Here is an 18,131-nt window from a genome sequence, read left to right as displayed (position 1 = left end):
ACGACTTACGACAAAGAGGCTCTAAACCCGGACAACCTGTTATGCGGGTGCACCGTGGGGCGTGAGTGCGAGCGGCGGTTCGTCGTCCATCTCGAAGGCCAGCGGGAACGGGGCCCGGCCGGCCAGCCGGAAGTACCGCACCAGGCGGTGCTCACGGACCGCGCGGGCGGCCCGGACGGCGTCGTTGTGGAACCGGCGGGCCATCGGCACCCGTCGCACCGACTCCGTCAGCTCCTTCACCGCCTCCTCCCCGCCGGGGGCCTCGAGCAGCGCGGTGATCTGCTCCCGGTCGGCGAAGACCGCCCGCAGGGCGAGGCTCAGCTCGCTCTCGGCCACCTCGCGGTGCTCGTCCTCCGCCTGCCGGGCGGCGTGCGAGGCCTGGTACAGCAGGATCGAGGCGGCCGGGTCCAGCATCGAGGAGGTGGCCACCTCCATCGCGATCGAGGCCCGGCGCAGCAGCTGCGCGTCCAGCGAGGCCCGGGCGGTGTCGATCCGGGTGTGCAGCCGGTCGAGACGACCGGCCGTCCAGCTCAGGTACACCGCGAACAGCACGACCGCCACTGCGGCCCAGAACCAGGTAGTCACGGCCCGCTACGCTACCGCCCGCCGGTAGAACCGGCCGTCCAGCTCCACCACGTTGACCGCCAGGTGCAGCTCGCCGCCCTCGGCGTGCCCGACCTGCCGCTGCAGCAACTCCAGCACCCGCTCGGTCAGTTCGGTCCGGACCTCGGCGCTGCGGCCGGCCATGATCTTGATCTCCAGATAGACCATGGCCCGCGAGGCGTCACCGTCCCCGACGAAACACTCCTCGATCCGCCGGAACCGCGTCTTGCACTCCGCCACCGAACCGTCGATCACCCCGGCCACCAACGGATGCAGCTCGGCGGCGAACGCCGCCCGGTCCAGCGTGACGCTCCAGGACCGATCCACCGTGATCTGCGGCACTTCTCCAACTCCTCAGTCAGTTGCAACGCCTCAGGGGCGCGGGAACCGGCGCGACCAGCCACGCCCGACCTGTTGCCTCCCGCTTCGCGCCGTTCCCCGCGCCCCTGGGGAGTTGCGACTCAGTCTCTGCTCAGTCCCAAGCGTTCGCGCCAGCCGACCCGTTCGTCCTCGGCGACCGGCGGGCGGCCGTCCGTCACGGTCTCGTAGACCGAGAGGATCTCCGCCCCGACCGTCTCCCAGTCGAAGCGCCGCACGTGCCGCGAAGCGGCCTCCCGCAGCTCCGTCAACCGCTCCGGAGCCGCCAGCAGGCGGACCGCCGCGTCGGCCAGCGCCGCCGCGTCCTCGACCGGGAACAGCTCCCCGGCCGCGCCGCCGTCCAGCACCTGCCGGAACGCGTCCAGATCGCTGGCCAGCACCGGCGCCCCCGCCGACATCGCCTCGACCAGGATGATCCCGAAGCTCTCGCCCCCGGTGTTCGGCGCGACGTACAGGTCCACGCTGCGCAGCAGCCGCGCCTTGTCCTCGTCGCTCACCATCCCGAGGAACTCCACCTGCCCCCGCACCTCGGGCGCGAGGCCGGCGACGGCCTCCTCCTCGTCGCCCTTGCCGGCCACCAGCAGCCGCACGCCCGGCCGCTCGGCCAGGATCTTCGGCAGTGCGGCGAGCAGCGTCGGCAGGCCCTTGCGCGGCTCGTTGATCCGGCCGATGAAGCCGATCGTGCCGGGCCGGCCGTCCATCGCCCCGCCCTGCCAGCGCGGCTGGGGCTCGGCGTCGGCGAAGAACCGCACGTCGACCCCGTTCGGGATCACCACCGCGTCCCCGCCCAGGTGCTCGACCAGCGTGCGCCGGGCGTACTCGCTGACCGCGATCCGGGCACTCATCTTCTCCAGGCTCGGCTGGAGGATCGGCGAGGCCGCGATCATCGCCCGCGAGCGCGGGTTGGAGGTGTGGAAGGTGCCGACCATCGGGCCGTTGGCCGACCACGCGGCCAGCATCGACAGGCTAGGCGAGGAGGGCTCGTGCACGTGCAGGATGTCGAAGCGGCCGTCCCCGAGCCAGCGCCGCACCCGGGCCGCCGAGATGATCCCGAAGCTCAGCCGCGCCACCGAGCCGTTGTACGGCACCGCGACGGCCCGCCCGGCCGAGACCACGTACGGCGGCAGCGCCGACTCGTCCTCGGCGGGAGCCAGCACGGAGACGTCGTGGCCAAGCTTGATCAGGTGCTCGGCGCAGTCCCGGATGTGGAACTGCACGCCACCGGGCACGTCCCAGTCGTACGGGCAGACGATCCCGATCTTCACTTCGCCACCCCCGGCTCGGCACGCGGCGTCAGGTCCGCCACCCAGAACTTCTGCAGCATGTGCCAGTCCTCCGGGTGTTCCCGGACGCCGTCGGCCCACACGTCGGCCATCGCCTGGGTCATCGCCAGGGTCTTCTCCCGCTGGTCGCCCTCCTCGGGCGGCAGCACCTCGGGGTGGATGACGCCCCGCATCACCGGGCCGTCGTACCAGAGGGTGACCGGCATCAGCGCGGCGCCGGTGCGCAGCGCGAGCGCGGCCGGGCCGGCCGGCATCCGGGTGCGCTCGCCGAAGAAGTCCACCGGGATGCCGGACTCGGAGAGGTCGCGGTCGCCGACCAGGCAGACCAGCTTGCCCGCGCGCAGCCGCCGGGCCAGCGTACCGATCACCGACACCGAGGAGCCGGTCAGCGCCAGCACCTCCATGCCCAGCGACTCGCGGTAGGCCACGAAGCGGTCGAACAGCGACTCGGGCTTGAGCCGCTCGGCGACGGTGGTGAAGTTGTGGCCCTCGCAGGCCGCCACCCAGGCCCCGGCGAGGTCCCAGTTGCCCATGTGCGGCAGCGCTATCACCACGCCCCGGCCGCTCGCCAGCTCCGCGTTCAGCTGCTCGGTGCCCTTGACCTGCACACCCTCGGCCAGCTGCTCCCGGGTGAGGGTCTGCAACCGGAAGGACTCCATCCAGTACCGCAGGTAGGAGCGCATCCCGGCCCGGGACAGTTCGCGGATCGCGGCCTCCCCCGCCTCCGGGCGCACCCGCCGCAGGTTGGCCTCCAGCTGGAGCACCCGCTTGCCGCGCTTGCGCCAGGCCGAGTCGGCGATCCGCTCGAACAGCCGCCGGGCGGCGGGCTCGGGCAGGTGCCGCAGCGCGGCCCAGCCCAGCGCGTACGCCGAGTCGGTCAGCCGCTCCTGCGCGGTCGGCTTCTGCGCGGGCTTCCCGGTGTCGCTCACGCGGCCGCCTCCAGCTCCCGCGCCTCCCGACGCACCGTCACGATCCGCTGCATCATCGTGATCAGGCTGCCCACCCCGACCAGCCACAGGGCGGTCGGCAGCAGCCACTCCACGTACGGCACCCCGAACTTGTGCAGCCCGGTCACCCCGGCCGCCGTCAGGCTGACCACCAGCCGCTCGGCCCGCTCGACCAGCCCGTTCACCTTGCACGGCAGCCCCAGGCTCTCGGCCCGGGCCTTGGTGTACGAGACCACCTGGCCGCTGGCCAGGCACAGGATCGCGATCGCGCAGAGCAGCTCGTTGTCGCCCTTGCCCGCGTACCACATGGCCAGGCCGCCGAAGATCGCCGAATCCGCCACCCGGTCCAGCGTGGAGTCCAGGAAGGCACCCCAGCGGCTCGAGCTGCCCGCCTGGCGGGCCATGTTGCCGTCCACCAGGTCGGAGAAGATGAAGAGGGTGATCGTGATGGTGCCCCAGAAGAACTCCCCGCGCGGGAAGAACACCAGCGCACCGGCCACCGACCCGGCCGTCCCGATCAGCGTCACCGCGTCCGGGCTCACGCCCATCCGCAGCAGGAACGCCGCGAACGGCGTCAGGACACGTGTGAAGAAGGCACGTGCGTACTTGTTGAGCATGGCCTTCCGGACCGCCCCGATCTTGCCTGCGAGCGCCCCGCGCCGCCGTGGGCCGGAGCGGCCGAGCGGATCGGCCCGCCCGGCTGGACAATGGTATCCACGCCGCCGGTGCGCTCCGCCGCCCCACGCCAGCGAGCGGCCCCGACCCCCCGCCTGGCCCCAACTGGCCGCCACCGAACGCGCTTTCCCGCTCACCGTCCGTGCACACCGAAGACGAAACGCAGGAGGCACGCCATGGCGGCCCAGAGCCAGCAGCACCCCCCGGCCCCCGTCGTCCCTGACAGCTCCGCGCTGCGCAACGTCGTCCTGCTCGGCCCCAGCGGCGCCGGCAAGACCACCCTGGTCGAATCCCTCGCCCTGGCCGCCGGGGCGATCACCAGGGCCGGCACCGTGCCGGACGGCACCACCGTCTCCGACCACGAGGAGATCGAGCACCGCCAGCAGCGCTCCGTGCAGCTCTCCCTCGTCCCCCTCGCCCACCAGGGCGTGAAGGTCAACCTGCTCGACACCCCCGGCTACGCCGACTTCGCCGGTGACCTCCAGGCCGGGCTGCGGGCCGCCGAGGGCGCCCTGCTGGTCCTCTCCGCCGCCGAACCGATCGGCCTGCCCGCCCTCGAGTACTGGCGGCACTGCCAGGCCGCCGGGCTGCCCACCGCGATCGTGCTCACCCACCTGAACGCCGCCCACGTCCGCCTCGAGGACGCCTACGCCGCCTGCCAGGAGGCCTTCGGCGAGCACCCCGACGCCGTCCTCCCGCTCCAGCTCGTCACCCTCCGGGACGGCCGCCTGCTCGGCTCGCTCGACCTGCTCACCGGCCGCCGCTACGGCGAGCCCGACCCCGCCGAGGACGGCCACGAGGCGCGGGCCCGGCTGGTCGAGGCGATCGCGGGCGAGGACGACACCCTCCTGGAGCGCTACCTCGCCGGCGAGGAGCTGGACTCCGCCGCCCTCACCGCCGCGCTGCGCCGTGAATTCCTGCAGGGCGCCCTGCACCCCGTCGTCGCGAGCGCTCCCCCGCTGGGCGGCGCGGCCGAGTTGCTGGACCTGATCGCCGAGATCTTCCCCACACCCCTGGAGCGCGCCGACGAACTCCCGGCCTGTGACCCCGAGGCCCCCGTCACCGCCCAGGTCGTCCACACCAGCGAGGACCCGTACGTCGGCCGCCTGAGCCTGGTCCGGGTCTTCTCCGGCACCCTGCGGCCCGACAGCACCCTGCACTCCCCGGGCCACCCCGACGAGCGGGTCACCGGCCTCACCACCCCCTTCGGCCACCACCAGCGCCCGGCGACCGAGGCCCTCGCGGGCGACCTGGTCTGCCTGGCCCGCCTCGGCGCGGCCCGCACCGGCGACTCGCTCGGCGCGGGCGACCAGGTCGTCCCGCCGTGGCCGCAGCCCGAGGCGCTGCTGCCGATCGCGGTCGAGGCCCACAGCAAGGCCGACGAGGACCGGCTGGCCCAGAGCCTGGCCAAGCTCACCGCGCAGGACCCGGCCGTGCGGGTCGAGCAGAACCCCGACACCCACCAGCTGGTGCTCTGGTGCACCGGCGAGGCCCACCAGTCCGTGGTCCTCGACCGGCTGGAGAACCGCTTCGGCGTCCACGTGGACACCGTCCCGTACCAGGTCGCCCTCCGGGAGACCTTCGCCACCGCGGGCAGCGGGCACGGGCGGCACGTCAAGCAGTCCGGCGGGCACGGGCAGTTCGCGATCTGCGACCTCACCGTCGAGCCGCTGCCCGGCGGCGGCTTCGAGTTCGTCGACAAGGTGGTCGGCGGAGCCGTCCCCCGCAACTTCGTCCCCTCGGTCGAGAAGGGCGTCCGCGCCCAGCTGGCCCACGGTGTGCTGGCCGGCTACCCCCTGGTCGACGTCCGGGTCACCCTCACCGACGGCAAGGCCCACTCCGTCGACTCCTCCGACGCCGCCTTCCAGACCGCAGGCTCCCTGGCCCTCAAGGAGGCCGCCGCCCACGCCTCCGTCCGCCTCCTCGAGCCCGTCGACGAAGTCCAGGTCCTCCTCCCCGACGAGTACCAGGGCGCCGTCCTCAGCGACCTCGCCGCCCGCCGCGGCCACGTCCTCGGCACCGAACCCGGCGGCCCCGGCCTCAGCCTCGTCCGCGCCGAAGTCCCCGAACTCGAACTCACCCGCTACCCCGTGGAACTCCGCTCCCTCTCCCACGGCACCGGCCACTTCACCCGCAGCTACGTACGCCACGCCCCGATGCCGCAGGCGGTAGCTGCGAACTTCGCATAAGTCGCACCGTCCAGGGGCGCGGGGAACTGCGCGGCCGACCACGCACCCGGCCGTCACTCGGCAACGGTGCGCTACTTGCACTATCGGCGCGGCATGGCGCAGGCCGCAGTACCACCAGGCATCCGGTGCCGGTACTTCGACACCAGCCTGTAGACCGCCCCCGCGAGCGGCCGCACCGGCGGGAGCGTCAGGACGGCCCCCAGGTACGCCCAGGCGCCGCCGGTCCGCAGCAGTAGCCGCGCGACCGCCTGGGCGCCGCCGTGGACCTCGCCGTTCGGGGTGACCCACAGGACCTCCGTCAGGGCCCGCTCCCAGGTCACCAGCCCCCGCCCGCCCGCCAGGGCGTCCAGGGCGTCGAGGTCCGCGAACTGGAACGGCACCGCCTCCCAGCCGCCTGAGGCGAGCGTCGCCCGCAGGTAGCGCTCGCCGAACCGCACGCAGGTCGTGCAGAACCCGCAGTCACCGTCGAACACCAGCACAGGATCACTCATGCCCCCATGATCCCCCCGCTTACATCCCCCACGAAGGATCAAAGGCAGCGAAACTGGGCACTCTTTGGAGAAGCCTGACGCCCGGCCGGATGTGACCGGTGTTCAGACGATCATCGGCGCGGCAGGGTGCCGTCGCGGTAGCCTGCCGCTGACAGGGGAGGAGGGGAGACCACCGTGACCAAGCTGGACATGACCCCGGGTGCGCAGATACCCCGCACGGACGTCGGACCACAGACCGCGGTGACGCAACTGCTCTCCTCGGTCGCCTACCGCGATCTGCCGATGTCGACGATGGAGAACCTGCCGGGCATCAAGATCAAGGAGGGCCGCTTCCACGGGCTCCTCCAGGCGAGCGCGGGCGAGGCCTTCAGCCGCGCCCTGATCGACCGGACGCTGCGGCCCAAGCGCAACCCGCTGGTGCCCTCCTTCGGCACCGACACCCGGATGGTGGTCGAGCACTGCCTGGCCGCCGAGGAGCTGCGCCGCGGCCGCGACCGCCAGCTGATGCTGGTCACCCTGCTCTTCGGCCTGCTCGCCCTGCCCGGCACGCTGGTCTGGCTGCTCGCCTTCTACGCCCGGACGTACTTCAAGAAGTCCAGCCCCTCCCGGGAGGGCTTCTTCAACACGCTCGTGGTGCTGCTGGCCTTCGGCCTGGCCGTGCTGCTCGCGCTCAAGCCCCCGGTGGGCGGCCTGCTCGGGATCTACTGCCGGATCGTGATGCTGCTGCCGGTGGCCGGCTGGTCGATCGCCAAGCAGATCTGTCTGCGCAGCGTCACCGACCTCCGGGGCCGCTGGGGCGGGCTGATAGACGGCAGCGCGCTGGCCGCGACCGTGCCCAAGGCGGTGCCGCGGGACGACATGGACAAGCGGGCCAACGAGCTGCGGGCCCAGCTGGAGCGGCTGACGGCCGAGCAGGACACCAACATCCAGCACTACGCCGGCAGCAAGGGCGTGCTGGGCGCCGGCGTGCGCTGGGGCGTCTGGGAGGTCGTGGAGGACCTGCGGCCCGCCGAAGGGCACGAGGACTTCCGCGCCTTCCACCCCTGGGACCTCAGCCGCAAGATCAGCAGCCGCCTCGGGGGCCTGGGCCGCAGCGAGGTCTCGGGCGGCGCCATGCCGCACGTCGCCGTCCAGCACTGGGTCGTGGTGGACATCCCCGAGGGGGCCGACGAGATCGGCCGCCCGAGCAACGCCGACATGGACGGCTACCGGATGCGGGACTTCGGCATCCAGCAGATCGCCAACCGGCAGACCCTCGGCACCGACAGCCGGCACCGACTCTCCACCCAACTCGTGCTGCACAAGGGCCAGTTGGTCTCCACCCTGATGATCGGGGTGACCGTGATGAGCAACACCCTGCGGGTCTCGGTCTCCGGGTACGCGCTCGGCCCGCTGAACGGTTTCTTCGGCGCCAAGCCCAAGCCGAAGGAGATCAGCAAGCCGAAGGCGGGCAAGTTCTGGGAGGAGCAGACGATCCAGCTGCCCCTGGTCGACAACGACGAGGTGGTCCGCCAGGCGCTGCGCGCGCCGTTCATGAAGCTGCCCACGCTGCTGACCTGGCTGGGCGGCTCGATCACCCTGCCCGAGCCCTTCTCGCTGCGCGGGGCCTGGGCCGACAAGACCTGGGCCAGCCGTTTCAAGGCGGACGACGTGATCTACGGCGCCACCCCGGTGGTCAACGCCGTGCTGGCGGCCACCGTGGAGTTCCTGGAGGAGCACGACGTCAACGTCGAGCGCTTCGCCGGCCGCAGCGGCATCCTCAAGGCCGAGATGCAGGGCGTCCGTCCGTTCCGCGCGGACAACTACGACGCGGGCTGATCCCCGTCCCGGATACGACGAAGGGCCCGCGCGCGGGCCCTTCGTCGTATCCGGACTCAGCTCTGCGGCCAGGCCTCGGCGAGCATCTTGCGAGTGTCCGCCAGCAGTTGCGGCAGCACCTTGGTGTGGCCCACCACCGGCATGAAGTTGGTGTCCCCGCCCCAGCGCGGCACCACGTGCTGGTGCAGGTGCGCGGCGATCCCGGCGCCGGCGGCGGCGCCCTGGTTCATCCCGATGTTGAAGCCGTGCGCCCCGGAGGCCGCCCGCAGCGCCGTCATCGCCCGCTTCGTGTAGTCGGCCAGCTCGACCGTCTCGGCCTCGTCCAGCTCGGTGTAGTCGGCGACGTGCCGGTACGGCACCACCATCAAGTGCCCGCCGTTGTACGGGTACAGGTTGAGCACGGCGAACACCGCACTCCCCCGGGCCACGACCAGCCCGTCCTCGTCGCTCAGCGACGGGATCGAGCAGAACGGGCAACCGTCGTCCGGAGCCGGGCCGGTGGGCTTGCTCTCGCCCTTGATGTACGCCATCCGATGGGGGGTCCACAGGCGCCGGAAACCGTCCGGCTCCCCCACGCCCTGCTGCAGTTCCGGCTCACTCGTCATGCTGATCAGCATATTCGCCATGGGCCGCTTGCAAAGCAGTGTGGGGCAGACTCCTCAAGGAGCCTGCCCCACACCCTTCACGCTTTCGGGTAACGCGGGTGTCACACCTGGATGCGGCGCTCCACGGCGTCCACGATCTCGGCGACGGCCTCGGCGACCGGCACACCGTTCTTCTGCTCGCCGTTGCGGTAGCGGAACGACACCGCACCGGCCTCGACGTCGTCGTTGCCCGCGATCAGCATGAACGGGACCTTGGTCTTCTGGGCGTTGCGGATCTTCTTCTGCATCCGGTCGTCCGAGGTGTCCACGTCCACCCGGATGCCCTTCTTCTTCAGCTCGGCCGCGACCTCCTGCAGGTACGGCACGTGCTCGTCGGTGATCGGGATGCCGGTCACGGTGACCGGGGCCAGCCACGGCGGCATCGCACCGGCGTAGTGCTCCAGGAGCACCGCGAAGAACCGCTCGATCGAGCCGAACAGCGCCCGGTGGATCATGACCGGCCGCTGCCGCGAACCGTCCGCCGAGGTGTACTCGAGCTCGAAGCGCTCCGGCAGGTTGAAGTCCAGCTGGATGGTGGACATCTGCCAGGTACGGCCGATCGCGTCCCGCGCCTGCACCGAGATCTTCGGGCCGTAGAAGGCCGCGCCACCCGGGTCCGGCACCAGCGGCAGCCCCTGCTTCTCGGCCACGGCCGCGAGCACGGCGGTGGCCTCCTCCCACGCGTCGTCCGAACCGACGAACTTCTCCGGGTCCTTGGTGGAGAGCTCGAGGTAGAAATCGGTCAGACCGTAGTCGCGCAGCAGGTTGAGCACGAAGGTCAGCGTCGAGTCGAGCTCGTCCGCCATCTGCTCGCGGGTGCAGTAGATGTGCGCATCGTCCTGCGTGAAGCCGCGCGCACGGGTCAGACCGTGCACCACGCCGGACTTCTCGTACCGGTACACGGTGCCGAACTCGAAGAGGCGCAGCGGCAGTTCACGGTACGAGCGGCCGCGCGCGTCGAAGATCAGGTTGTGCATCGGGCAGTTCATGGGCTTGAGGTAGTAGTCCACGCCCTCGTCGAGCTGCATGGGGGGGTACATGCCGTCGGCGTACCAGTCGAGGTGGCCGCTCTTCTCGAAGAGCTTCCCCTTGGTGGCGTGCGGGGTGTAGACGAACTCGTAGCCCTCCTCCTCGTGCCGCTTGCGCGAGTAGTCCTCCATCGCCCGGCGGATGATGCCGCCCCTGGGGTGGAAGACGGCGAGGCCGGAGCCGATCTCCTCGGGGATGGAGAAGAGGTCGAGCTCGTTGCCGAGCTTGCGGTGGTCGCGCTTGGCGGCCTCCTCCAGGAAGTCCAGGTGCGCCTTCAGCTCGTCCTTGGACGGCCAGGCGGTCCCGTACAGGCGCTGGAGCATCGGGTTCTTCTCGCTGCCGCGCCAGTAGGCGGCGGCCGAGCGCATGATCTTGAAGGCCGGGATCATCCGGGTGGACGGCAGGTGCGGGCCGCGGCAGAGGTCGCCCCAGCACAGCTCGCCGCTCTTGGCGTCCAGGTTGTCGTAGATGGTCAGCTCGCCGGCGCCCACCTCGACGTCGGCGCCCTCGCCGGCGGTCGCGGCGGAGCCCTTGAGGCCGATCAGCTCGAGCTTGTACGGCTCCGAGGCCAGCTCCTCGCGGGCGGCCTCGTCGGTGACCACGCGGCGGGCGAACTTCTGCCCGCGCTTGATGATCTCCTGCATCTTCTTCTCGATGGCCTTGAGGTCATCGGGGTGGAACGGCTTCTCGACGTCGAAGTCGTAGTAGAAGCCGTCCTTGACCGGCGGGCCGATGCCGAGCTTGGCCTCCGGGAAGAGCTGCTGCACGGCCTGCGCCATCACGTGCGCGGTCGAGTGCCGCAGGATGTCCAGGCCGTCCTTGCTGCTGATCTCGACGGGCTCGACCTCGTCGCCGTCCTGCACCTCGTACGCGAGGTCCTTGAGGGCGCCCGCGACCCGCGCGGCGATGATCGAGCGGTTGTCGGCGAACAGATCGGCGGCCGTAGTGCCCGTGGTCACCACGCGCTCTTCCCGATCGGGTTCGCGGCTGATGATTACCCGGACGTCCGTCACCGGTCTCTCCTGACGTGTGGATCAGTGTGATGCAGCACAGCGCTGCGCTGACGATGGTACCGAGAGCCGCGCCCCGGCCGCGCACCTCCCACTACGGCACCCCGGGTGACGGGTCGGTCACCTTGCGTGCCCAACTCCGCGCGCGGGGATTGAGGGGGCGTCAACTGCGGTATCACCCAGGCGGAAAGCCGCCGTGCGCGGCGCACCACTGGTCCTCGGTGATGCGCCGCGCACCGCACTGCGGCAGTTGAGGGGCGGTCATGACTCCTGCACCTGAATCCCGTGAATCCCTGCACTGGTACGAGGCCCCGCTGGCCTCCTTCGACACCGAGACCACCGGCGTGGACGTCGAGCGGGACCGCATCGTCTCCGCCTCGCTGGTGCTGCAGGCCGCGCCGGGTGCTCCGGCCGAGACGCTGACCTGGCTGGCCGACCCGGGCGTGCCCATCCCGCCGAGCGCGAGCGCCGTGCACGGGATCAGCGACGCGCACGCCCGGGCGTACGGGCGGCCGCCGCGCACCGTGGTGGCCGAGATCACCCGGGCACTGGCCGAGCAGGCCAGGGCGGGGGTGCCGGTGGTGGTGATGAACGCGCCGTACGACCTGACCCTGCTGGACCGTGAGCTGCGCCGGCACCGGGAGTCCTCGCTGGCCGAGCTGCTCGGCGGCGCCGAACTGCTGGTCCTCGACCCGTGGGTGCTGGACAAGCACGTGGACCGCTACCGCAAGGGCCGCCGCACCCTCACCGACCTGTGCGCCCACTACGGCGTCGAGCTGACCGGCGCGCACGACGCGACGGCCGACGCGACGGCCGCCCTCGAGCTGACCCGCACCCTCGGCGCCCGGCACCCCGAGCGGCTCGGCCGGCTGACCCCGACCGAACTGCAGCTGCGGCAGACGGTCTGGCACGCCGCCCAGGCCCGGGGGCTGCAGAACTGGCTGGTGCGCTCGGGCACTCCGGAGCGGGTGGACTTCGGCTGGCCGCTGCGCCCGGCCCGCTGCGCCTGCGGCCAGCGGCTCGCGGCCTCGCACCGCTGCGAGGCGGCGGCCTGACGGCCCGTCCGACAGCTGAAAAGCAGTGAGGCCCTGACCGAACTACCGGTCAGGGCCTCGCTGTTGCTTCCGGGTGGGCGATACTGGGATCGAACCAGTGACCCCTTCGGTGTGAACGAAGTGCTCTCCCGCTGAGCTAATCGCCCGGGCAACGAGATGAACATTAGCACCACTTGGTGGGTGGTCCGCAACTCGGTTCCCGGCGGCCCGCCCCCGCGGGCGCCCCGGAACCGTTACGGGCCAGCACAAGTGATTGCCAATCAACTGCGCCCGACTGTGCGAGCACCACGGCCGCCGGAAAACGACATCGGGCCCCAGCCGTAATTGGCTGGGGCCCGACATTGCATTCCGGGTGGGCGATACTGGGATCGAACCAGTGACCCCTTCGGTGTGAACGAAGTGCTCTCCCGCTGAGCTAATCGCCCGGGTGCAGAAAGAACATTACCGCATCCCGAGGGGTGCTCCGACCACCCACTCGGCCCAGCGCCCCGCCGCCCCTCCCGAGCAGGCCCATCACGGTCCGTGACCGCCGCGTCACGGCCGCCGGCCCCGAGGATTGGCGCTTCGTACAACCTTGCGGGGAAAGCACCCCGACATCCCGTGCGGAGTAAGGCCCGTGAAGGCCCCGAGGGGATTCCGCAATGCGCCGGAAGAGGTACGACTCGCGCTCGAATCGGGACAGACGGGTTTACACCGGGCTTTCAGGTGGGATGGTCCGTTCGCCGACGTGCGATTCCCCGAGCGCACACTGAGCGAAAGGCCCTGGCGCTTATGAACACCACGGTCAGCTGCGAGCTGCACCTGCGCCTCATCGTGTCCAGCGAGTCGTCCCTGCCCGTCCCCGCGGGCCTGAGGTACGACACCGCCGACCCCTATGCCGTGCACGCGACCTTCCACACCGGTGCGGACGAGACCGTGGAGTGGGTCTTCGCCCGCGACCTCCTCGCGGAGGGTCTGCACCGACCCACCGGGACGGGCGACGTCCGGGTGTGGCCCTCGCGCAGTCACGGCCAGGGGGTGGTCTGCATCGCCCTCAGCTCTCCGGAAGGAGAAGCCCTGCTGGAGGCCCCGGCCCGGGCGCTGGAGTCATTCCTCAAGCGCACCGACGCCGCCGTGCCACCAGGCACCGAACACCGCCACTTCGACCTCGACCGGGAGCTGTCCCACATCCTCGCCGAAAGCTGACCGCAGCGGCACTGGGGCCGGTCCAACCGCGTCCGTCCTACTCGGGGGCACGGTCGCACACCCAGCTGCGCCAGGGCGCCCGGTGCCGGGCCCGATCCACCTCACCAGGGTGCTCGGGCCCGGCGCCGGGCGCCTTCACGCATCCCCGCGCCCGATGATCGGGAGCCGGAGGGCCCGCGCCCGGTAGAGTCGCGGTGATGACAGATCCGGGGGCCTCGCTCCCGCCGCGCGAGGAGCCCTCACGTGCTGATCACCCATGACACCGAGTGCGCGCTCAGCATTCTGGTCGAGCTGCTCAACACCTCCCCCGAGGCGGGCGGGCGCGAGCAGCTGGCCGACCTGGACGCGCTCGGCTGTTTCGTGGCCCGGCAGGAGATCAGCGAGATCGACTCGCTCACCGCGGCCGACCTGGCGGCAGTGCACCGGTTGCGCGACCAGCTGCGGGCGGTCTTCTCCGCCGAGACCACCGCGCAGGCCGCCGACCTGGTCAACGCCGTGGTCGCCGCCGCCGGCACCACGCCCCGGCTGACCAATCACGACCACCACGGCTGGCACATCCACTACTTCGCCCCGCACGCCGCCCTCGGCGACCACCTGGGGGCCGAGCTCGGCATGGCGCTGGCCTTCATCGTGATGGCCGGCGAGCGCGAGCGGCTGCGCCGCTGCGAGGCGCCCGGCTGCGCCCGGGTCTTCGTGGACCTCTCCCGCAACCGCTCCCGCCGCTACTGCGACAGCCGCACCTGCGGCAACCGCCTGCACGTGGCCGCCTACCGGGCCCGCCAGCGCTCCGCCGAGGGCACCGCCGACAGCGCCGCGACCGCCCCCGCCGGGGTCGGCGGCTGAGAATGGAAGACTGGGCGGCATGACCGACGCAACACTGCCCCGTCTCGAGTTCTGGTGCGACCTCCAGTGCCCGGACTGCCGGACCGCCCTGGACGACGTCCGCGCCCTGCGCGAGCGCTACGGCGACGCGCTCACCATCGAGCTGCGCCACTTCCCCTTGGAGAAGAACAAGCACGCCTACCCCGCTGCCGAGGCCGCCGAGGAGGCCTTCGCGCAGGGGCGCGGCTGGGAGTACGTGGAGGCGCTGCTCGGCCGGGTGGAGGAGCTGGCGGCGGGCGGGCCGAAGTTCCTGGCCGCGCTCGCGGCCGAGCTGGGCCTGGACGAGGGCGAGGTCGAGCTCGCGCTGATCGACGGGCGCCACATGCTGGTGGTCGACGCCGACCAGGCCGAGGGCAAGGCGATCGGCGTCACCGGCACGCCGACCTACGTGGTGGCCGGGCAGCGCCTGGACGGCGGCAAGTCCCAGGAGGGCCTGCGCGAGCGGATCGTCGAGCTGCTCGGCTGAGCCTGGTCGCTCACAGCTGCTTGCCGAGGATCCGGTTGGTGACGGCGTAGCCCAGCGAGGTGTAGAGCCCGATCGCCACCTCGTTGGTGCTGAAGACGTTCAGCCCGAGCTCGCCGACCCCGGCGGCCAGGCACTCGCGCTCGGCGAGCAGCAGCAGCGCCCGCCCGTAGCCGTGGCCGCGCTGCGCCCGGTCGACCTCGACCGTCATCACCCAGGCCAGCGTGGCGCCGCCCGGCAGCACGTCCTGGTACAGCGCCACCCAGAGGGTGCCCACGGGCGTGCCCGCCGGGTCGAGCAGCGTGCGCAGGGCGACGCCGGGCGTCCGGGCGCCCTGCGGCAGTACGTGGGCGTTGTCGGCCTCGGCCTTGGCGGCGGCCTGCGCGGCGCTCAGGCCCGAGCCGCGCAAGTCCCGCTCGTAGTCCGCCCGGGCGGCGGCCCGCCAGCGGTCGTACGCCTCCCCCTCGGTCGGACGGACCGTCAGACCCGATGGCAGCACGGGCAGTTGGCCGAGCGGCTTGACCATGTTGCGCATCCGCTCGGTGTAGCCGAGCATCTCCGCGAGCCGCAGTGCGGGGACGGCTGCGACCGGCACGTTGACGTCCACCCGGGTGCAGTCCCAGCCGCGCAGCACCTCCTCCGCCGCGAGCACCCCGACGGTGGCCCGGCCGCGTCTGCGCCCCTCGCTGACGACCAGTTCGGAGATCTCGCCCCACCACTCGTCGCCGCGCCGCAGCGCGGTGGTGCGCAGGGCCCCCACCGGGCGGCCGTTGACGCAGATCTGCCAGCGTCGGCTGCGGCCGCCGCCGGGGGCGGGCTCTTCGGGGCGCTCGGGGCGCAGGGTCGTCGTCACGCTGGCTCCCTTCCCACCGGGAGCCGGGTGCTAATCAGGCCGTTCAGGGCCAGGTCCTACGGCTCCAGGCTGTCGGCGGCGCGCTCGGCGAACTGGGCCATCGCCTTGAGGGTGACCGGGCCGGGGCCGGCCAGGGTGCGGTCGTCGGCCTTGGTGACGGCCTGCACGTCGCGCAGGGTGGAGGTGAGGAAGATCTCCTCGGCCCGCTCCAGCACGTCCAGCGGCAGCTCGGCCTCCTCGGCGCCGGTCCACTCCAGGACGAGCTCACGGGTGATGCCCGCGAGGCAGCCGGAGGAGAGCGGCGGGGTGAGCAGCCGGCCCCCGAGGACCACGAAGACGTTCGAGCCGGTGCCCTCGCAGAGCTGCCCGGCGGTGTTGGCGAACAGCGCCTCGGAGGCTCCGGCGCGGTGGGCGGCGGCGAGGGCGACCACGTTCTCGGCGTAGGAGGTGGTCTTGAGCCCGGCCACGGCGCTGTGCTCGTTGCGGCGCCAGGGCACGGTGACCACGGCGGTGGTGTCCGGGCGGGGGGCCGCGCTGCTCATCGCGACCACCAGGCTGGTCGGGGAGCCGCTGCGCTCGGACCCGAGCGGGGCGATGCCGCCGGTGTAGGTGATCCGGACCCGGCCGAGCGGCATCGGGTGGGCGGCCAGCACCTGGGCGACGCCCGCGCGGACCTGCCCGTGGTCCGGGTCGGCGAGGCCGAGGCCGCGGGCGGAGCGGGTCAGCCGGTCCAGGTGCCGGTTCAGCGCGAAGGGCTGCCCGGCCACGGCCTTGACCGTCTCGAAGACGCCGTCACCGGTGGTGAGGCCGTGGTCGAGGACGGAGAGGGTGGCGGCCGTGTCCTCGGCCAGGGTGCCGTTGACCCAGATCATGCGTTCTCCTTGCAGGTGCTCACGCGGGCGTGCTGCCCGACGCTATCGCGACCAGCCGGGCGGCCTTGAGCTCGGTCTCGGCCCACTCCCGCTCGGGGTCGGAGCCCCAGGTGATGCCGGCCCCGGTGCCGAACTTCAGCACGGGCCGCCCGCTGCTCCGGTCGATCCAGAACGTCCTGATGCCGACGGCGAGTTCGCCCTCGCCGCGGTCGGCGTCCACCCAGCCGACGGCACCGCAGTACGGCTCGCGCGGGGCGGTCTCGAGCGCCTCGATGATCCGCAGCGCGCTCGCCTTGGGCGCGCCGGTGACCGAGCCGGGCGGGAAGGTGGCGGCGAAGGCCTCGGGCCAGCCGGCCCCATCGCGCAGGGTGCCCTCGACGGTGGAGACCAGGTGGACCAGGCCGGGGTGCTTCTCGACCACGCAGAGGTCGGGCACGGTGACGCTGCCGGTCGTGCAGACCTGGCCGAGATCGTTGCGGACCAGGTCCACGATCATCACGTTCTCGGCGTGGTCCTTCTCCAGCAGGTCGTGCTCGGTGCGCCCGGTGCCCTTGATCGGTCCTGAGGTGAGGGTCCGCCCCCGGCGGCTCAGGTAGAGCTCGGGCGAGGCGGTGGCGATCTCCACGCCGTGCTCGGGCAGGCGGATCGTTCCCGCGTACGGAGCCGGGTTGCCGTGGGCGAGCAGGCCGGTGAGCGCGTCGATGTCGGTGCGGGCCGGGTCGGGCAGCGGCGCGGAGAGCACCCGGCACAGGTTGGCCTGGTAGACCTCGCCGGCCGCGATGTGTTCGCGGATGCGGCGCACGCCCGCGGTGTAGGCGGCGCGGTCGAGCGAGCTGTGCCAGCTGTCGGGGGCGGGGCCGAGCCAGCCCTCGGTGCGCGGCGGGGCCGGGTCGGGGCGTACGTCGGCGAACCGGGCGCAGGTGAGCCGCCCCTCGAAGTCGTGGGCGACGGCCCAGAAGCCGTCGGTGTCCAGGGCGGCCGGGTCCGAGGTGACCTCGACCAGCCCGGTCGCCAGCCGGCCGCCGAAGCGGGCCATCGGTGCGGTGGGGGTGAGGGAGGTGGTGCTGCGGCCGGACACGGGACTCCTGCGCGGATCTCGGTGCTGTTCCGCGCGCGGGGTGGGCGCGGGGTGGGGGTGACCGGGGGTTGGCCGCGGTCGCTGAAGTGTAGGTCGGAGGGGGTGCGCGGCGACGGGTTCGAAGGGTGTGACGGGGGCCTCCGGCGGCACGCTGCGGGAACGGAATTTGAGCTGGCCCAGGATTCCGCTAGAGTTCAACACGTCGCCGGGACACGGAGCCGCAGGAAGCGGGGAAGTGGCCGGGAGACAGGCGGACGTGGCTCAGTTGGTAGAGCATCACCTTGCCAAGGTGAGGGTCGCGAGTTCGAATCTCGTCGTCCGCTCGACGGAGAACAGTGTAAGATCGTTCTTCGTGTGTTGCCTGGTGGAGTGGCCGAGAGGCGAGGCAACGGCCTGCAAAGCCGTGTACACGGGTTCAAATCCCGTCTCCACCTCCAAGAGGTGCCCTGGTTCGCCGGGGCCCTCCCCGCGCGATTAGCTCAGCGGGAGAGCACTACCTTGACACGGTAGGGGTCACTGGTTCAATCCCAGTATCGCGCACACCCGGCCCCTCAGGGGTCTTGGCACGACCGTCGCTTCGGTGGCGGGCACAAGCGCGATTAGCTCAGCGGGAGAGCACTACCTTGACACGGTAGGGGTCACTGGTTCAATCCCAGTATCGCGCACTCGACTCGAC

The 18,131-nt window shown here is 71.9% G+C and carries 17 protein-coding genes and 6 tRNA genes; 10 read left to right on the top strand and 13 right to left on the bottom strand.

Going from position 1 to position 18,131, the window contains the following annotated elements; all coding sequences use genetic code 11:
• Window positions 1-39 precede the first annotated feature (39 nt).
• The 5 genes from ABT095_RS23385 to pgsA form a co-directional block, all read right to left on the bottom strand.
• A complete protein-coding gene (locus ABT095_RS23385) occupies window positions 40-585 on the bottom strand; it encodes a hypothetical protein (RefSeq protein WP_350531407.1) in 546 nt (181 codons plus the stop codon).
• 6 nt (window positions 586-591) lie between these two features.
• Complete coding sequence (locus ABT095_RS23380; RefSeq protein ID WP_350531406.1) at window positions 592-945, bottom strand: 5-carboxymethyl-2-hydroxymuconate Delta-isomerase; 354 nt, start codon at window positions 943-945, stop codon at window positions 592-594.
• Between the two features lie 119 nt (window positions 946-1,064).
• Entirely contained in the window at window positions 1,065-2,246 is a 1,182-nt protein-coding gene (locus tag ABT095_RS23375; RefSeq protein WP_350531405.1) for a glycosyltransferase family 4 protein, read from the bottom strand.
• Window positions 2,243-3,193 (bottom strand): phosphatidylinositol mannoside acyltransferase, encoded by a 951-nt coding sequence (locus ABT095_RS23370; protein ID WP_350531404.1) that lies wholly within the window; start codon window positions 3,191-3,193, stop codon window positions 2,243-2,245. Before ABT095_RS23370 ends, ABT095_RS23375 begins: the two co-directional genes overlap by 4 nt.
• Entirely contained in the window at window positions 3,190-3,828 is a 639-nt protein-coding gene (gene pgsA, locus ABT095_RS23365) for a phosphatidylinositol phosphate synthase (RefSeq protein WP_350531403.1), read from the bottom strand. The genes ABT095_RS23370 and pgsA overlap by 4 nt, the downstream gene beginning before the upstream one ends.
• 234 nt (window positions 3,829-4,062) lie before the next feature.
• Between pgsA and ABT095_RS23360 the strand changes: the two genes are divergently transcribed.
• Window positions 4,063-6,075, top strand: coding sequence for an elongation factor G (locus tag ABT095_RS23360; RefSeq protein WP_350531402.1), 2,013 nt, complete (start codon window positions 4,063-4,065; stop codon window positions 6,073-6,075).
• 80 nt (window positions 6,076-6,155) lie between these two features.
• Here the strand turns inward: ABT095_RS23360 and ABT095_RS23355 are convergent, their stop codons facing one another.
• Window positions 6,156-6,566 (bottom strand): thiol-disulfide oxidoreductase DCC family protein, encoded by a 411-nt coding sequence (locus ABT095_RS23355; RefSeq protein ID WP_350531401.1) that lies wholly within the window; start codon window positions 6,564-6,566, stop codon window positions 6,156-6,158.
• 174 nt (window positions 6,567-6,740) lie between these two features.
• Here ABT095_RS23355 and ABT095_RS23350 point away from each other — a divergent pair, with 174 nt between their 5' ends.
• Window positions 6,741-8,384, top strand: coding sequence for an AbeC-like domain-containing protein (locus tag ABT095_RS23350; RefSeq protein ID WP_350531400.1), 1,644 nt, complete (start codon window positions 6,741-6,743; stop codon window positions 8,382-8,384).
• A gap of 56 nt (window positions 8,385-8,440) precedes the next feature.
• Here ABT095_RS23350 and ABT095_RS23345 read toward each other — a convergent pair whose 3' ends face one another.
• Together ABT095_RS23345 and thrS are read right to left on the bottom strand one after the other, a co-directional pair.
• A complete protein-coding gene (locus ABT095_RS23345) occupies window positions 8,441-9,001 on the bottom strand; it encodes an HIT family protein (RefSeq protein ID WP_350531399.1) in 561 nt (186 codons plus the stop codon).
• Between the two features lie 89 nt (window positions 9,002-9,090).
• Window positions 9,091-11,070 carry a threonine--tRNA ligase gene (gene thrS, locus ABT095_RS23340; protein ID WP_350531398.1) on the bottom strand — a complete coding sequence of 660 codons (1,980 nt, stop codon included), beginning with the start codon at window positions 11,068-11,070 and terminating at the stop codon, window positions 9,091-9,093.
• A gap of 260 nt (window positions 11,071-11,330) precedes the next feature.
• Here thrS and ABT095_RS23335 point away from each other — a divergent pair, with 260 nt between their 5' ends.
• Window positions 11,331-12,122, top strand: coding sequence for a 3'-5' exonuclease (locus tag ABT095_RS23335; RefSeq protein ID WP_350531397.1), 792 nt, complete (start codon window positions 11,331-11,333; stop codon window positions 12,120-12,122).
• 74 nt (window positions 12,123-12,196) lie between these two features.
• On the opposite strand, the gene ABT095_RS23330 is transcribed toward ABT095_RS23335, so the two are convergent.
• Both ABT095_RS23330 and ABT095_RS23325 read right to left on the bottom strand, forming a co-directional pair.
• Window positions 12,197-12,268, bottom strand: a tRNA-Val gene (locus ABT095_RS23330).
• A gap of 207 nt (window positions 12,269-12,475) precedes the next feature.
• A tRNA-Val gene (locus ABT095_RS23325) sits at window positions 12,476-12,547 on the bottom strand.
• Window positions 12,548-12,893: 346 nt separating this feature from the next.
• Between ABT095_RS23325 and ABT095_RS23320 the strand changes: the two genes are divergently transcribed.
• The 3 genes from ABT095_RS23320 (at window position 12,894) to ABT095_RS23310 (ending at window position 14,655) form a co-directional block, all read left to right on the top strand.
• Window positions 12,894-13,307 carry an SsgA family sporulation/cell division regulator gene (locus ABT095_RS23320; protein ID WP_030056266.1) on the top strand — a complete coding sequence of 138 codons (414 nt, stop codon included), beginning with the start codon at window positions 12,894-12,896 and terminating at the stop codon, window positions 13,305-13,307.
• Window positions 13,308-13,550: 243 nt separating this feature from the next.
• A complete protein-coding gene (locus tag ABT095_RS23315; RefSeq protein ID WP_350531396.1) occupies window positions 13,551-14,150 on the top strand; it encodes a CGNR zinc finger domain-containing protein in 600 nt (199 codons plus the stop codon).
• A 19-nt stretch (window positions 14,151-14,169) separates the two neighbouring features.
• Window positions 14,170-14,655 carry a DsbA family protein gene (locus ABT095_RS23310; RefSeq protein ID WP_350531395.1) on the top strand — a complete coding sequence of 162 codons (486 nt, stop codon included), beginning with the start codon at window positions 14,170-14,172 and terminating at the stop codon, window positions 14,653-14,655.
• Window positions 14,656-14,665: 10 nt separating this feature from the next.
• Here ABT095_RS23310 and ABT095_RS23305 read toward each other — a convergent pair whose 3' ends face one another.
• From ABT095_RS23305 to ABT095_RS23295, 3 genes are read right to left on the bottom strand one after another with little or no spacing between them, the layout of a single operon-like run.
• Window positions 14,666-15,505 carry a GNAT family N-acetyltransferase gene (locus tag ABT095_RS23305; protein WP_350531394.1) on the bottom strand — a complete coding sequence of 280 codons (840 nt, stop codon included), beginning with the start codon at window positions 15,503-15,505 and terminating at the stop codon, window positions 14,666-14,668.
• A 56-nt stretch (window positions 15,506-15,561) separates the two neighbouring features.
• Window positions 15,562-16,377: an aminotransferase class IV gene (locus ABT095_RS23300; protein ID WP_350531393.1), complete on the bottom strand. Its 816-nt coding sequence runs from the start codon at window positions 16,375-16,377 to the stop codon at window positions 15,562-15,564.
• A gap of 19 nt (window positions 16,378-16,396) precedes the next feature.
• Window positions 16,397-17,413 carry a chorismate-binding protein gene (locus ABT095_RS23295; RefSeq protein WP_350531425.1) on the bottom strand — a complete coding sequence of 339 codons (1,017 nt, stop codon included), beginning with the start codon at window positions 17,411-17,413 and terminating at the stop codon, window positions 16,397-16,399.
• A gap of 292 nt (window positions 17,414-17,705) precedes the next feature.
• Here ABT095_RS23295 and ABT095_RS23290 point away from each other — a divergent pair.
• From ABT095_RS23290 to ABT095_RS23275, 4 genes are all read left to right on the top strand, one after another.
• Window positions 17,706-17,778: transfer RNA gene (locus ABT095_RS23290), tRNA-Gly, on the top strand.
• 40 nt (window positions 17,779-17,818) lie between these two features.
• Window positions 17,819-17,892: transfer RNA gene (locus ABT095_RS23285), tRNA-Cys, on the top strand.
• A 31-nt stretch (window positions 17,893-17,923) separates the two neighbouring features.
• Window positions 17,924-17,995: transfer RNA gene (locus tag ABT095_RS23280), tRNA-Val, on the top strand.
• 53 nt (window positions 17,996-18,048) lie between these two features.
• Window positions 18,049-18,120 (top strand) — tRNA-Val (locus ABT095_RS23275).
• Window positions 18,121-18,131: the final 11 nt, after the last annotated feature.

This window comes from Kitasatospora sp. NPDC002227, assembly GCF_040296285.1.
Taxonomy (GTDB): domain Bacteria; phylum Actinomycetota; class Actinomycetes; order Streptomycetales; family Streptomycetaceae; genus Kitasatospora.
Note: the sequence above shows the minus strand (reverse complement) of the source record. Positions and strands in the feature narration are given on the sequence as shown.